Origin of the sequence: Pseudomonas graminis (genome assembly GCF_900111735.1) — a bacterium.
Taxonomy (GTDB): domain Bacteria; phylum Pseudomonadota; class Gammaproteobacteria; order Pseudomonadales; family Pseudomonadaceae; genus Aquipseudomonas; species Aquipseudomonas graminis.
On the sequence record NZ_FOHW01000007.1, the window covers coordinates 65,223 to 79,442 of the forward strand.

Annotated in this window: 13 protein-coding genes; 4 read left to right on the forward strand and 9 right to left on the reverse strand. The window is 59.6% G+C overall.

Features of this window, described 5'->3' with window-relative positions; all coding sequences use genetic code 11:
- Window positions 1-91: 91 nt before the first annotated feature.
- From rloA2 to creD, 4 genes are all read left to right on the forward strand, one after another.
- Window positions 92-592 carry a retropepsin-like aspartic peptidase RloA2 gene (gene rloA2 / locus BMY98_RS07475; RefSeq protein ID WP_065991278.1) on the forward strand — a complete coding sequence of 167 codons (501 nt, stop codon included), beginning with the start codon at window positions 92-94 and terminating at the stop codon, window positions 590-592.
- 59 nt (window positions 593-651) lie between these two features.
- The gene (gene creB / locus BMY98_RS07480) at window positions 652-1,332 is read left to right on the forward strand and encodes a two-component system response regulator CreB (RefSeq protein WP_074886806.1); all 681 of its coding nucleotides are present in this window, start codon (window positions 652-654) and stop codon (window positions 1,330-1,332) included.
- Window positions 1,332-2,762 carry a two-component system sensor histidine kinase CreC gene (creC, locus tag BMY98_RS07485; RefSeq protein ID WP_074886809.1) on the forward strand — a complete coding sequence of 477 codons (1,431 nt, stop codon included), beginning with the start codon at window positions 1,332-1,334 and terminating at the stop codon, window positions 2,760-2,762. Before creB ends, creC begins: the two co-directional genes overlap by 1 nt.
- Before the next feature lie 141 nt (window positions 2,763-2,903).
- Window positions 2,904-4,280, forward strand: coding sequence for a cell envelope integrity protein CreD (gene creD, locus BMY98_RS07490; RefSeq protein ID WP_074886813.1), 1,377 nt, complete (start codon window positions 2,904-2,906; stop codon window positions 4,278-4,280).
- A gap of 182 nt (window positions 4,281-4,462) precedes the next feature.
- On the opposite strand, the gene BMY98_RS07495 is transcribed toward creD, so the two are convergent.
- The 9 genes from BMY98_RS07495 to BMY98_RS07540 form a co-directional block, all read right to left on the reverse strand.
- Window positions 4,463-5,092 (reverse strand): glutathione S-transferase family protein, encoded by a 630-nt coding sequence (locus BMY98_RS07495; RefSeq protein WP_074886815.1) that lies wholly within the window; start codon window positions 5,090-5,092, stop codon window positions 4,463-4,465.
- 106 nt (window positions 5,093-5,198) lie between these two features.
- Window positions 5,199-6,512 carry an MFS transporter gene (locus BMY98_RS07500; RefSeq protein ID WP_074886818.1) on the reverse strand — a complete coding sequence of 438 codons (1,314 nt, stop codon included), beginning with the start codon at window positions 6,510-6,512 and terminating at the stop codon, window positions 5,199-5,201.
- Between the two features lie 597 nt (window positions 6,513-7,109).
- A complete protein-coding gene (locus BMY98_RS07510; protein WP_074886823.1) occupies window positions 7,110-7,595 on the reverse strand; it encodes a hypothetical protein in 486 nt (161 codons plus the stop codon).
- Between the two features lie 14 nt (window positions 7,596-7,609).
- On the reverse strand, window positions 7,610-8,098 hold the full coding sequence (locus BMY98_RS07515; protein WP_074886826.1) for an Hcp family type VI secretion system effector: 489 nt from the start codon (window positions 8,096-8,098) through the stop codon (window positions 7,610-7,612).
- Window positions 8,099-8,379: 281 nt separating this feature from the next.
- A complete protein-coding gene (locus BMY98_RS07520) occupies window positions 8,380-8,571 on the reverse strand; it encodes a hypothetical protein (protein WP_074886829.1) in 192 nt (63 codons plus the stop codon).
- Window positions 8,568-9,707, reverse strand: a complete 1,140-nt coding sequence (locus tag BMY98_RS07525) for a PepSY-associated TM helix domain-containing protein (protein ID WP_074886832.1) — start codon at window positions 9,705-9,707, stop codon at window positions 8,568-8,570. Before BMY98_RS07525 ends, BMY98_RS07520 begins: the two co-directional genes overlap by 4 nt.
- Before the next feature lie 81 nt (window positions 9,708-9,788).
- On the reverse strand, window positions 9,789-12,224 hold the full coding sequence (locus BMY98_RS07530) for a TonB-dependent siderophore receptor (RefSeq protein ID WP_074886835.1): 2,436 nt from the start codon (window positions 12,222-12,224) through the stop codon (window positions 9,789-9,791).
- 367 nt (window positions 12,225-12,591) lie between these two features.
- Complete coding sequence (locus BMY98_RS07535) at window positions 12,592-13,584, reverse strand: FecR family protein (RefSeq protein WP_074886837.1); 993 nt, start codon at window positions 13,582-13,584, stop codon at window positions 12,592-12,594.
- Entirely contained in the window at window positions 13,581-14,099 is a 519-nt protein-coding gene (locus BMY98_RS07540) for an RNA polymerase sigma factor (protein ID WP_074886840.1), read from the reverse strand. The genes BMY98_RS07535 and BMY98_RS07540 overlap by 4 nt, the downstream gene beginning before the upstream one ends.
- Between the last annotated feature and the right edge of the window lie 121 nt (window positions 14,100-14,220).

Here is a 14,220-nt window from a genome sequence, read left to right on the forward strand (position 1 = left end):
CCCTGAGCGCGAAGCCTGCCGCGAACCATCGGCAGAGTGACGGTCTAAACCGGGCACACGCCCCGCCCATTCATCACGAGGAATCAGATCCGTGAAATCCCTTCTGGCGCTTATGTCTTTGCTGGCGTTGCCTGTCATGGCTGCCGAACCGACGTTGTACGGTCGTTACGAATACATTCAGGTCTCGGAGATCGGCGAGACATTCAAAGCCAAGATGGACACCGGCGCGTTGACCGCATCGCTGTCGGCCAAGGACATCGAACTGTTCAAGCGCGATGGCGATGACTGGGTGCGTTTCCGTCTGGCGACCAAGGACGCCGACAGCAAAGTCTACGAGCACAAGGTGTCGCGCATCAGCCGGATCAAAGGCCGTTCCGAAGGCGACGATGACGAAGAGCCGGCCGATCCCACCAAGCGCCCGGTTGTCGATCTTGAGCTGTGCCTGGGCAACGTGAAACGCACCGTTGAGGTCAACCTCGTCGACCGCAGTCACTTCAACTATCCGTTGCTGATCGGCGCGAAGGCCCTGCGCGAATTCGGCGCGGCGGTTAACCCGGCCCGTCGTTATACGGCGGACAAGCCTGAGTGCTGATTGACGCGCGGGACTGATATCCGGCACCGTTCCGGCTTTACGCCACGTGCTCGGATGCCATGCCCCACATTCTCATTGTCGAAGACGAAGCCGCCATTGCCGATACCCTCATCTATGCCCTGCAGGGCGAGGGTTTCACCACCGCATGGCTAACGCTGGGACAGGCGGCGGTCGCCCTGCAACGCGAGACGCCCGCCGACCTGATCATCCTCGACATCGGCCTGCCCGATATCAGCGGCTTCGAAGCCTGCAAACAACTGCGTCGGTTTACCGAAGTGCCGGTGATGTTTCTGAGCGCCCGTGATGGTGAGATCGATCGCGTGGTGGGACTGGAAATAGGCGCGGATGACTACGTCGTCAAGCCGTTCAGCCCGCGTGAAGTCACTGCACGGGTCAAGGCGATCCTCAAACGAATCGCGCCTCGAGTCGACGCAACCTCCTCCAGCGGTCATTTTTCAGTTGATCCCGAGCGCGTGCTGATCAGCTATCGCGGCCAGCCCATGAGCCTGACGCGACACGAGTTTCGCCTTCTGCACTGCCTGCTGGAGCAACCCCGACGGGTGTTTAGCCGAGAGCAGTTACTCGATGCGGTCGGCGTTGCCAGCGATGCCGGCTACGAGCGCAGCATCGACAGCCATATCAAAAGCGTCCGCGCCAAGTTGCGGGCGATCGTGGCCGAGGCCGAGCCGATTCAGACCCATCGCGGTCTCGGCTACAGCTACAGCCCGGATCACAGCTGATGCGGCTGGGCCTGCGGATTTTTCTGGTCTATGCGCTGTTCATTGGCCTGACGGGGTATTTCGTCCTCAACACGGTGATGAAAGAGGTGCGCCCTGGCGTTCGGCAATCCACTGAAGAAACGTTGGTGGACACCGCGAACCTTCTTGCCGAGGTGCTGCAGGCCGACGTTAGAGCGGGCACCTTGAGCCAGAGCCGCTTTCCGCAAGTGCTCACGGCCTATGGGTTGCGACAGCCGGACGCGAAGATCTGGGGCATGCCAAAGAATCAGGTCAATAACCGCGTGTATGTGACCGACGCCCACGGCATTGTTTTGCTCGACTCCAGTGGCGAGGCCGTGGGGCAGGATTATTCACGCTGGAATGATGTTTTTCTTACCTTGCGTGGCCAATATGGCGCGCGCTCAACCCGCAGCGATCCTCAGGACCCTAACTCATCGGTCATGCACGTTGGCGCGCCGATTCGCGACGGTGACCGCATCATTGGTGTCGTGACCGTGGCCAAACCCAATAGCTCGCTGCAGCCTTACGTGGACCGGACAGAGCGGCGTCTGCTGTATTACGGCGCGGGGCTGATCGTCCTGGGATTGATGTTCGCTGCGTTGCTGTCGTGGTGGGTGAGCAGTGCGCTGCGTCGATTGACCGAATACGCCCAGGCCGTGAGCGAAGGGCGCCGCGTCGAGCTGCCCCGTTATCGAGGCGGTGAGCTGGCGCAGTTGTCTGCAGCCGTCGAGCACATGCGCACACAGCTGGAAGGCAAGGACTACGTCGAGCGCTATGTGCACACCCTGACCCATGAATTGAAGAGCCCGCTCGCCGCGATTCGCGGTGCTGCCGAGCTGTTGCAGGGCGACATGCCCGCCGATCAGCGGCAGCGCTTCGTCAGCAACATCGATAACGAAAGCGCGCGCGTCCAGCAGTTGATCGAACGGCTGCTGAATCTGGCCATGGTCGAACAGCGCCAAGGACTGGAAGAGCGCGTCCTGGCGCCACTTGCCGGGCTCATCGAGGACACGCTGGCGGCGCAGGCCGCGCGCATCGAGCGCAAGGGTTTGATCGTCGAACGGCTGATTACGGCTGAGCTGTTTGTGACCGGGGAGCGCTTTCTGTTGCGCCAGGCGTTCTCCAATTTGCTCGACAACGCGCTGGACTTCACGCCAGACGGAGGCACGTTGCGCTTCAGCGCCGAGCGGGACAGCGAGCGCGTGAAGGTGCTGTTTTTCAACAGCGCCGACCCCATTCCCGAGTACGCGCTGCCTCGCCTGAGTGAGCGCTTCTATTCCCTGCCCCGGCCCGACAGTGGCCGCAAGAGCACTGGTCTTGGGCTCAACTTCGTTGAAGAAGTGATGCAGTTGCATGGTGGGGAAATGCAGATACGGAATGTTGCAGGCGGGGTGATGGTGGTGTTGCAGCTGCGCGTATCGCTGCGATAAAACAAGCCGGCCCGTTAACGTTGTAGATCTGGAGGGGCAAGGGTTTCATCGCCCGAAACACTCCACACAATCTCCACACTTCCCCCACGATGGCTCCACACAGACTTTTCAGAATCTCCCCATTAAAACCGGGAGAATTCGATGAACAAGGGCATGTCGTTTTACAAGGTGGGAATGATCGGTCTGTTGATACTGGCGCTGATGATCCCGTTGATGATGATCAATGGCCTCATCCAGGATCGACAGAGCAGGCGCGACGAAGTGGTCGAAGACATCGCGCGCAGCTCCAGCTACAGCCAGCACATCAGCGGGCCGCTATTGATCGTGCCGTATCGCAAGTTGACCCGGATCTGGAAGCTCAATGCGGAGTCTCGTGAGCGATATCAGGAAACGGTTGAGGAAAAGGGCCGCTTGTATTTCCTTCCCGAGCGCTTTGAACTGGACGGCAAGGTCCAGACCGAAGTGCGTTCGCGCGGCATTTACGAGGCTCGTCTTTATCACGCTGATAACACGCTAAGCGGCCAGTTTGTGCTGCCCGAGCACTTTGGCCTGGGCAATGATTTCGACGACTACCGGTTCGACGCACCGTTTCTGGCTGTCGGCATTACAGATGTTCGTGGCATCGAAAGTGCGCTGAAGCTCGATCTCGATGGCGAGCAACTGGACTTCGTTCCAGGTACCGACGTCGCGCTGTTGGGGGAGGGCGTCAGCGTCGTGCTGCCGCTGGAAACCGGCGTCGAGCAGAAGCGCCTGAATTTCGCGTTCGATCTTCGTCTGCAGGGCACTGGAAAGTTGCAGATCACCCCGGTGGGCAAATCGAGTGTTGTACGGGTGTCGGCTGACTGGCCGCATCCCAGCTTCATCGGCAACTACCTGCCCGCCAGTCGCGACGTTTCCGAGCAAGGCTTCACCGCCAATTGGCAGACTTCTTTCTTCTCCACCAATCTGCAGGAAATTCTCAACCGCTGTTCATCCAGCGAAGTGTGTACCGAGTTCGCCGGTCGCAGTTTCGGCGTGAGCTTCATATCGCCAGTCGACCAGTACCTCAAGAGCGATCGCTCGATCAAATATGCGCTGCTCTTCATCACGCTCACGTTCGCGGGCTTCCTGCTGTTCGAAGTACTCAAAGGGCTGGCGGTCCACCCAGTGCAATACGCTCTGGTCGGTGCGTCGCTGGCGTTGTTCTATCTGCTGTTGTTGTCGCTGTCCGAACACCTGGGCTTCACGCTCGCGTACCTGGTGTCGGCCAGTGCTTGTGTGGCGCTGATCGGGTTCTACGTCTGCCATGTGCTTGGCAGCGTTCGTCACGGAATGGCTTTCGGCGTGGCGCTGGGAATCCTGTATGCATTGCTTTACGGCCTGCTCGGTGCCGAAGACTACGCCTTGCTGATGGGGGCGTTGCTGCTGTTCGGTGTCCTCGGCGTGTTCATGGTGCTGACGCGCAAACTGGACTGGTATGCCCTCGCGCAACGTCCCGCAAAACCTGCCGCGTTGGTGGTCGAGGTGAGTCATGAGTAGTTGGGTGGGACTGCGTGAAGACCAGCAGATCGGGCACGGGCTTGCAGTGGAGATAGCGAACTGGCTGCGGACTGACGAAGGCCGATTCCCTCGCGGTCCGACAGCGCGGCCCTCACCGAGGCGGATCGATCCGCGGCGCGCGAATGAATCCGACTTCGTTGATATCTGTGATTTGAAAGCAATCAGGCGGGCGGCTGTGTCTCCAGCATCGACGGCCGCTGACTGACTTCGTAATACCAGTTCGCCAGTCGCGGGTAGCTGCTGCGCCAGCCCAGATTCGGTTGGCGAAAATCCAGATAGCCCAGCGCACAGGCCACGCTGATCGACGCGACGTCGAAGTGCGTACTCAATTCAGTGACGGCTTCGGCTTCGAAGTAGGCCAGCGTGCGAGCGATTTTTTCCTGCTGGGCGTCGAGCCATTCCGACCAGTGTTTTTCCTCGGGCCGCAGGAAGGTCTCGTAACGGATGAGCAGCGCAGCGTCCATAAGGGCATCGGCCAGCGACGCAAGCGTCAACCGCCGCCAGCGCGCCGAGCCTTCTTTGGGAATGAGGGGGTTGCCGACATGCTGTTGATCCAGGTATTCGAGAATCACCCGGCTGTCATGGATCACGTTGTCGTCGGCCAGACGCAGCGCCGGAATCTTCCCGCACGGATTGTCGCGACAGACTTCAACGTCGGGGCTGACAGGGGTAAGCGCTACTGCTTTCAGACTCACCCGGTTTGACTGTCCGGTTTCATGAAGCAAGATCATCACCTTGCGCGCGAAGGGCGAAGCGGCGTTGTAATACAGCGTCATGCTGGGCGCAGACATGGACATTCCTCTGATCGGCCTGGCCCTCCAGACTAGTGAGGGCAAGGACGCTGCGCAATATCCCCATGGGTTGCCGGGCCGATTTACGACAGCCCGGACCTGAATGTCAGACCGTCGGGACCCCATCTGCCGAGTCAGCCGATGCACTTCCGGATTGCGCCGAAGGTGTGCCGGTCAACAGCGGCTTGGCAACAAACCAGATGATGGTGGCGGCGATGAGATCGAAAGCCGCCAGCGCCACGAACAGTGGGCTGTAGCCTACTTTGGTGACCATGATCCCGAGCACCAGCGTGAACAGCGCCGCGCCCAGAAACCCGAACATGCCACCGAGGCCCGTTGCGGTGCCCACTTCGTTCTTGCCGAAGGAGTCCGATGTGATTGCGTATAAGGCGCCCGACAGCGTCTGGTGCGCAAAGCCGCCGGCGCACAGTAGCGCGATCGCGACATAAGGGCTGTCCACCAGACCGATGCAGCCAGGGCCGATCATGCACAGCGAGCCCAACACCATCACCATCTTGCGCGACGTCAGCAGCGACACGTTGAAGTGCTTGTAGAAAAACGGGCTCAGGTAACCGCCCAACACGCAGCCGATGTCGGCGGCAAGAAACGGCAGCCAGGCAAACATCGCGATTTCCTTGATGTTCATGTGGCGTTCGGTCATCAGGTAAAGCGGAATCCAGGCGTTGAACGTCTGCCAGGCCGGCTCCGACAGCATGCGTGCCGAAGCGATCGCATAGAAATTACGGGTGCCGACGATCTTCTTCCAGCTGGCGTGCTTGGTCGGCGCGTCCTTCAGGTGGGATTCCTGACCGGCAAGAATGTAATCGCGCTCCTCGTCACCCAGCAAACGCTGATTGCGCGGGTGCTTGTACAAGAACATCCAGCCCGCGCTCCACAGCAGGCCCAAGCCGCCGACGATGATGAACGCGATCTGCCAGCCGCTGTGCAGGATCGCCCAGACCACGAGGGGAGGGGCCAGCAACGCACCGATCGAAGAACCGATGTTGAACCAGCCGATAGCGACGGAGCGCTCTTTGGCCGGAAACCATTCAGTGGTCGCTTTGATCGCTGCAGGAAACCCCGCCGCTTCAGTGATGCCCAGCAAGCTGCGCAGGAACGCCAGACTCTGCCAACCGGTGGCCATGGCCGCCGATGCGCACGCCACAGACCAGGCGATGGCAAACACTGCAAAGCCGATCTTGGTGCCGATGGCGTCGATCACATAGCCGGCAACCGGCTGCATGAAGGCATAGCCCATCTGCCACGCGATGACGACGTGCGAGTACTGTTCGGTGGAAATGTTCAGCTCGCTCATCATGGTGGGAGCGGCGACGGAGAGGGTGTTGCGCGCGAGATAGTTGACGATCAGGCCGCCGGTTATCAGCGCGACCATCCACCAACGGATGCCTTTGATTTTCATCGAGTCCACTCTGAGTATTGTTTTTATTTGGCGGCGATCGTTATACGTCGTCGTACGACTGGATTTAGTCAAAAGCACGATTTCTTGTCAATTGAAATACCGCTAAGGGCTCATTATATTTCTTAATGTAACGGCCTTGTCACGGTAGGGATTGGCTCGGGGCCGCAGAGTGAGCGATTTTGGGGCGATTTTGGGAGGATTAGGCTTGTGGGCGGTATGTGGCGCTGAGGGGAAGAATACCAACAAGTCGTATGATGACAAGAACGGCGGAAAGTCCTTGCCCCGCGCGAGGAGGAGCGTGGGACAAGCCAGTTGGCTGGTGAGGCAATGCGGTTCGCTACTTTGGCTCTTCGTCACGCCACCAGCTGTAGATCACTAGGTCTACTCCGAGATAGAAAATGCCAAATAACAGTGTTTCGTAATCCAGGAAGTACGCATCTCGTACTTCCTCCATTGCAACAATCCATGAGATGACGTACTTGAAGTAGAAGACTATCAGCGCCAAGCCAGTCAAGAATTGATAGAGCCTTGGTACGGTGATTCGACGTATACCCCAGAATACAAAAACCATAATTGCCAGGGACAGACCTGTTCCCATCAGCGGGCGCCGTTCACTTTCAGGATTAACGATGCTGACGAGCGTTGAGGACCGATGCCACCTGACACTTGGGCATCAATACTGATGATGACGTCTCCTGAATGAAAGGTCGGCAATCTGTTTTTGGTCGCCGAGGCGGATGTTGTTCCAGCGATCTTTTCCGCGATGCTCCCTAACGGTGACGCAAGTTTTCCTCCGATGGAGCCAACCAGGGTTCCTATCGTAGCCCTCTGATCATTAAGCATGTCTGCTGAGTTCCGGCTCACTGGTTGTGACACCGCAAGCACCATCCGGCAAGGCCGCCCTTTTGCAAGCATTCGCTCGTAGGTTTCCTCAATCAACCGGATAACCTCAAAATGGCCCTTGGTTATTTCCGGCAGGTTGATCGTTCTCAACGATGCGGCATCGTCCGGCTGCACGGTGAAGTGAATAAGCGTAAACACGACACCGTAATGGCCGACATGTTGGGTACGTTCGAAGTCCATGACATGTCCCTCGCTCAGCAATATTGCTTATTGCCGATCCTGTCCCATCCGCCCGTTACGCTGCCGGCCGCGCTCCCGTCGTTTCTTTTTTGCAGGGTGTAGGTCGAGCGGATACGGCCGTAGTTGAGCTGGATGAGTTCGGTGGGGATGCCGTCGTTGGCCAGTTGGTTGTATTCGGCAATGATCACTTCTTCGAGAATGATTTCGTAGAACTTCATTTTGTCGCCCCCTGCACGGTGGACGAAAAGCTTCACTTCCTTGAAGTGCTCTCCGGCGCAGTTGGCTGCCATCAGTTTGCAGCTCGACTTGTCGAGCATCTTGGTCAGCGTCAGGTTGCTGAGCGTGGTACGCCCGGAAGTTGCGCCGCCTGCCGTGCTGGCTGTAACGGACGCGGACTGGTAGGTGCCGAACGAATACCCAGTGATTTCAATCCAGTCTTTGCACTGCTCATCCAGTGCTTCGCCAGGAAAGCCTTCAATCTTCAAAAATGCGTCGAGCGCCATGATGGGTCTTCCCGATGGATATTGTGGATGCCCTGCCAGGGCGGAATATCGATTATCGGGAGGGTGACTCACAGGGGAGGCCAGCGTGGGTGTCGGAGCGTGCAGGACGCTTACTGTTGTTTTGAGGGAAGCTTCTTACAGACTTGTTCGGCTTATAACTAAGGGATGCCAGGCAGGAAGCGATGCTTTACTGCGGATGCGCGCGCGCCTGCCATCGTCAAGGCAAACCGGTTCATTGGGTACGATTCGATGTCAATCATGTAGAAGCGGGGTTCGGTGAATCAAACCCGCTTGCGTGCCATCAATCCTTTGCAGCTGTACCAGGTCGGAATGGCCATGCCCACCCAGGCGAGTACATCCCACGCGCCATCGCCCAGCAGTGCCGCGAACAGGCCGACTGCGGTCAGCAGGGCGATCCAGCCGGGCGTGCCGAAGGTCTTCCAGAACGCCGAATGCTTCTTGTGCCTGGTCATGCCACTTCTGCCTCGACTGCGACGGTCTTGGCCGCAGCGACTGTAGCGCGTCGACGGACCCACCACAGGTACAAGCCACTGCCGAGGACGATGATGGTCAGTATGTCCAGCGCGGCCCAGAGGATTTTCATGGGCATGCCGCCGTAGTCACCGAAGTGCAGCGGTTGCGAAAGCAGCAGAGCGTCCATGTACCACGGGCGTCCCAGTGTTGCGGTCACGTGCAGGTCCTGGGCGTCAATCAATACGGGAGTGAGCAGGTGAGACGTCAGGTGCGTGTCGCCTTTCATGAACACGGCGTAGTGATGCTCGCTGGAAAAGCGCGAGCCGGGAAAGGCAATGAAGCTCGGTTCGGCACCGGGGACGGTGGCTTTGGAGATGTCGATCAGCCGGGTCGCCGGAGCACGTTCGGCCAGAGGCGGGGCGTCCTTGTATGGCGCGATCATGGTCATCAGCGCGTCGGTGCGCCATTGCGCGATGACCAGATCGGCGCAGGCGTTGAGCACGCCAGTCAGGCCGACGACCATGGCCCAGGTCAGCGTGACGACGCCGATCAGGTTGTGCAGGTCCAGCCAACGCACCCGCTTGGATTTATTCGGCCGCACCGTGGCGAAATCCAGTCGGCGCATGAAGGGCGCGTACAACACGACACCGGACACGATCGCCATGACAAACAGCAGACCCATGAACGCCAGCAACAGCTTGCCCGGCAGCCCCGCGTACATGTCCACGTGCAGGCGCAGCATGATCATCATGAAACCGCCGTTGGCGTTCGGCGTTTCCATCGCTTCTCCGGTGCGCGCGTCGAGCATGAAGCTGTGGGATTCGTTCGGGTCGCCGCCGGCGGTCTTGCCCATGATGGCGTAGACGCCGTTGGGGTCATCGTCGTCCCAGCCGAAATACTGCATCACATCGCCGGGGCGGTGGGCTTCGGCTGAGCGGACCAGTTGCTCGAGGTCCAGATGCGGGGTGCCGGCGGGCATTTCCTTGAATTCCGGTGCATCGCCTGTCAGATGGGCGATTTCATGACTGAAGATCAGCGGCAAGCCAGTGATCGCCAACATCAGCAGGAATGCCGTGCAGATCAGGCTGGTCCACGTGTGGATGAACGACCAGCGGCGGATGGTTTGGCTCTTCATGTGGAAATCCGGATTAAGCGAAAGCAAAAAAGGCCGCTGTGGAGGAGCGGCCCTTGTTTCGGGTAATGAGAGTTTAAAACATTACCATTTGTAGTCTACGCTCGCGAGCACAGTTCGACGGTCGCCGTAGTAGCAATAGAAGCCGTCGCAGGTGGAAATGTATTCCTTGTCGAAGACGTTGTTGGCGTTGACCGACACGCTCACGCCCTTGAACGCCTTGTTCATGCGGCCGAGGTCGTAATGCACGGCGGCGTCATAGACGGTATAGGCATTGCTGTGACCGTAGTTGGAATCGGCGACAAAACCGTAACTGCCGATTGCAATGTTGTCGGTCTCGCCTATGTAGCGCGCGCCAAAGCCCAGGCCAAAACCATCGAGCACGCCGTTGTGCCACGTGTAATCACCCCAGATCGCCGCCTGGTTTTCAGGCGTGAGTGGCAGCGGACGATTCTTGTCCAGCGGGTCGGTAACTTTGGTCATCTTGCTGTTGGCGTAGGTGTAAGACGCCGTCACTTTCAAGTTGTCGGTGACATCGCCCACCGCTTCCAGCTCGAAGCCGCGCACCTTCGCCTCGCCCAGAGGACGTTGTACGCCAAAGGTGTCGCTGAGCACGATGTCGCGACGGGTCAGGTCGTACGCCGCCGCAGTGAAGATGATGTTGCTGCCCGGAGGCTGGTATTTGAGGCCCACTTCGTACTGCTTGCCTGTCCCCGGCTGAAACGCCACGCCATTGGCGCCGCCTTGCTCGGCCTGGAAGGACTCGGCGTAGGAAATGTATGGCGTGAAGCCGGAATCGAAGACGTAGCTGAGCGCAGCGTTGCCGGTGAACGCGCTGTCGGTACGGTCGTCGGACTGGTCACTGTTGTAAAACTTCGATTCGGTCTTGAGCAGATCCTGGCGCCCTCCCAGGGTCAGGCGCCAGTTATCCAGAGCCAGTTGGTCCTGAATGTAGACGCCGACGTCCTGGGTTTTCTGGTTGTAGTCCTGAAACGCGCTGTAGGCGACGTTGCTGAAGTCCTGGCCGTAGATCGGGTTGGCGATGTTGCTGGTCGGCGCGTTGCCGTACTGCCATTTGTAATTGTGATTCAGGCGCTGATAGTCGAGCCCGAGCAACACGGTGTGCTTGAGTGAGCCGGTGTCGAAGTCGGCTTGCAGGTTGTTGTCCAGCGCGAACTGGGAAATGTCCTCGTTGACGATATTGGCACCGCGTTGGACGGTACCATCCTGGCTGACCGAACCGAAGAAGCCACCCGCCGTTATCCCCTGAAACGACAGATCGCTTTTGGTATAGCGAACGTTCTGCTTGAACTGCCAGACGTCGTTCAGACGATGCTCAAATGCATAACCCAGCGCGTAATAGGTCTTGTCGTAGAACTCCCAGTCTGGATCGCCCAGGTTTTCGTGGTACTTCACGCGCCCCACGGCCGATGGGTATTTGGTGCCCTGAATCGGCAGGAACTGGCTGGTGATGCCGGTATCGTCTCGATTGAACTGGCTGAGGAAGGTCAGCTTGGTGTCCGGGTCGATGTTCCAGGTAAGGCTCGGCGCGATGTTGTAACGCTTGTCATCGATGTGGTCCACCGAGGTGCCGCTGTCACGCACGACGCCGCTGACGCGGTACTCGAAATTGTCCGCGTCGTCGATCTTGCCGGTGCTGTCGAAGCTGATCTGCTTGCGGTTATAGGTGCCAACCTGAACCTGCACTTCGTGACTGGCTTCTGCTTCTGGGCGACGACTGACCATGTCGAGCATGCCGCCAGGAGGAGTCTGGCCGTAAACCGAAGACGCCGGGCCACGCAGGAGGGCGATGCGCTCCAGATCCCACGTCTCCATTTTCGGCATCACGTAAGCGCCTTTGGGCAGCGGCAGGCCGTCGAGGAATTGGGTGGGTTCGAAGCCGCGGACCTTCAGCCATTCGGACCGGCTGTCGCTACCGTAACTGCTGGCAACCACGCCTGGCATATAGCGAACGGCGTCGTCGATGTTCTGTACCGCCCGATCCTGCATCTGCTGCCGGGTCGCGACCGAGATCGAGCGCGGTGCTTCAACCAGCGCGGTATCGGTTTTGGTGCCGGCTGCGGTGCGACTCGCGGCGTATCCCTGCGCCGGGCCCCACGCGCTTTCGAAGCTTTCCTGACTGCCTTGAATGCTGGTGGCCGGCAATGCCATCGCGCCTTCAGGCGCAGCCACCAGCGTGTAGGTCCCTGCCGTCGTCAGGTTCAATTGCAAGCCGGTGCCGCGCAGCGCCTGGCCCATCGCCCCAGACGCGTCGAACTGCCCCTGAACCGGCGCCGACGTGCGGCCTGCTGCCAGTGCCGGATCCAGCGACAGGGCCAGGCCCGCTTGACTGGCAATCTGCGTCAGCGTCATCGACAACGGCGCGGCCGGCAGATCGTAGATGCGGACGCTGGAAGCCTGGGAAGCGGCCATCAGCGGCGCACTGAGCAGCGGCGCGGCAATGGCGACGGCGATAGCCAGCAGGCTCGGTCGCAGAAGGGTGTGAAGCGTGCGGGACATGAACGGCACCTCGATGGAAATGGTTCTCAATGCCTATGTGCCGAACGAGATATGGAAAGTGATAGGGCCGGGCGAAAATAATTTTGATTGGCGAGCGCAAGGATCCTCTTGGCTGATCACAGACCAGAAATACATACGCTGAGCGACCCGACGCATTCGCCAGCAAACCGGCTACAGCTTGAGATCTCCGGCGCCAGGCGCAAAACACTGTAGGAGCGCGCTTGCCCGCGATTGCGGTGGGCCAGCCAACTTATCCAGTGGCTTATAGTCCCCGTTCGCGGGCAAGCGCGCTCCTACAAGTGAGCTGCGTTGAATCCGTAGGCTACGACAGTCCATTACCTGAGCCGGCTTGCTGGCGAACCCCGAATTACAGCGCAGTCGCGGGCTTTTTCTCGCTGCCGACCACCGTCACCCACCACGGCGTGCGCGCTTCGATCTGCACGGGTAGCGTGGGTGTCAGCGCCTTGAGCGCCAGATCCGTGTTAGTCAACGGAAAGCTGCCGGTAATGCGCAGGTCCGCGACGTCGTTCGCTACGCCGAGATGGCCCTGACGATAACGGGCAAGCTCCGCGACCACGTCTGCCAGACGGGCGTTATCGACCACCAGCATGCCGCGCATCCAGGCGCCGGTGCCGGGTGCAACGGCAAGCATGGGGCCGAGGCTGTTGCGATGAATCAACATCTGCTGCCCCTCGTTCAGCACCTTTTCATGATTCGATGCTTGCGGGTGCACGGCAACGGCTGATTGCAGCACGCTCAGCAGCGTGCCGTCGGCCTGCCGCTTGACCAGAAACTGAGTGCCCAGCGCGCGCATCTGCCCTTCAGGGGTTTCGACGATAAACGGACGCGCGTCGTTGTGGCTCCCGGTTTCCACGAAGATCTCGCCTTCCTGAAGCACGACCCGCCGCTGTTTTTCGTCGAATCGTACGTCTAGCGCGCTGTGGGTATTGAGGCGGATCAGCGTGTTATCCGACAGCCGAATGGTGCGTTGCTCGCCGGTGGCGGTGCGCAGGTCTGCGAGCCAGTAATCCACCGGCAGCAGGCGATCACCCAGGAACAGCGTCAATCCCATCGCCAGCGCGACCCCTGCAAACCCGCGGCCCAGCTTGCGCAGACGCAAGCCTATCCCGTCACGGGACCGCAAAAGCGCCGAACGTGCCGGGCCCGTGGTCCCGGCGAAACGCTGATCGACCATGCCCAGCTGCATCCAGGCCCGGGCATGCTCGTCGCTGGCGGCGTACCACTTGGCGAATTCTTCACGCTCGGCTTCGCTGCCCCGGCCGCAGTCCAGGCACAGTTGCCAGGCGATGGCGGCGTCCAGCACGTGGGATGAAACAGGTCGGGTGGAAATACGGCTCATGTTGGCTCGCCATACAGCGCGATGTAGCACTGGCGTAAGCCCTGCGCCAGGTACTGACGCACACGGGGTACCGAGACGCCGAGCTTTGAGGCGATCTCAGCGTGGGGCATGCCGTCCAGGCGGTTATACAGAAAGGCGGCGCGCGCCTTGCTGGACAGCTTGCCCAGCAGACGGTCGATGGCTTTGAGGTCTTCGAGAATCAGTTGCTGCTCTTCCAGCGAAGGTTGTTCGCCCTCGGGAATCAGCATCAGTTCGTCCAGATACGCCTGTTCCAGCGCGGCTCGCCGGAAATGGTCGAACAACAAGCCTTTCGCGATTGAAACCAGAAAGGCCCGGGGCTCTCGGGGTTCAAGCAATTGCTCACGGCCCAGCAGTCGAATGAATGTGTCCTGACTCAAGTCTTCGGCGCGGTGGGGGCAGGCGACATTACGTCTGAGCCAGCCCAGCAGCCAGCCGCGATGGTCCCGATAGAGCGTTCCGACAAGCTGCTGCTGGGGACTTTGAAGTGACGACACGAGCGCACCGAGGAGAACAAAGGGGCTAACGAGAATTGTTCGCGATTGTGTCAGAGCCGCCCAATGCTGGCAATTGGTCCTTGTAGGAAGAAGCCGAACGGTTGACGTAAGAATCGACCAT

Excerpts from the sequence above, each read along its gene's own strand:
- creD (WP_074886813.1), top strand. The coding sequence starts at position 2,904 with ATGAACAAGGGCATGTCGTTTTACAAGGTGGGAATGATCGGTCTGTTG.
- BMY98_RS07530 (WP_074886835.1), bottom strand. The coding sequence starts at position 12,224 with ATGTCCCGCACGCTTCACACCCTTCTGCGACCGAGCCTGCTGGCTATC.
- BMY98_RS07510 (WP_074886823.1), bottom strand. The coding sequence starts at position 7,595 with ATGGACTTCGAACGTACCCAACATGTCGGCCATTACGGTGTCGTGTTT.
- BMY98_RS07535 (WP_074886837.1), bottom strand. The coding sequence starts at position 13,584 with ATGAGCCGTATTTCCACCCGACCTGTTTCATCCCACGTGCTGGACGCC.
- BMY98_RS07525 (WP_074886832.1), bottom strand. The coding sequence starts at position 9,707 with ATGAAGAGCCAAACCATCCGCCGCTGGTCGTTCATCCACACGTGGACC.
- BMY98_RS07500 (WP_074886818.1), bottom strand. The coding sequence starts at position 6,512 with ATGAAAATCAAAGGCATCCGTTGGTGGATGGTCGCGCTGATAACCGGC.
- BMY98_RS07495 (WP_074886815.1), bottom strand. The coding sequence starts at position 5,092 with ATGTCTGCGCCCAGCATGACGCTGTATTACAACGCCGCTTCGCCCTTC.
- BMY98_RS07520 (WP_074886829.1), bottom strand. The coding sequence starts at position 8,571 with ATGACCAGGCACAAGAAGCATTCGGCGTTCTGGAAGACCTTCGGCACG.
- creB (WP_074886806.1), top strand. The coding sequence starts at position 652 with ATGCCCCACATTCTCATTGTCGAAGACGAAGCCGCCATTGCCGATACC.
- BMY98_RS07515 (WP_074886826.1), bottom strand. The coding sequence starts at position 8,098 with ATGGCGCTCGACGCATTTTTGAAGATTGAAGGCTTTCCTGGCGAAGCA.
- creC (WP_074886809.1), top strand. The coding sequence starts at position 1,332 with ATGCGGCTGGGCCTGCGGATTTTTCTGGTCTATGCGCTGTTCATTGGC.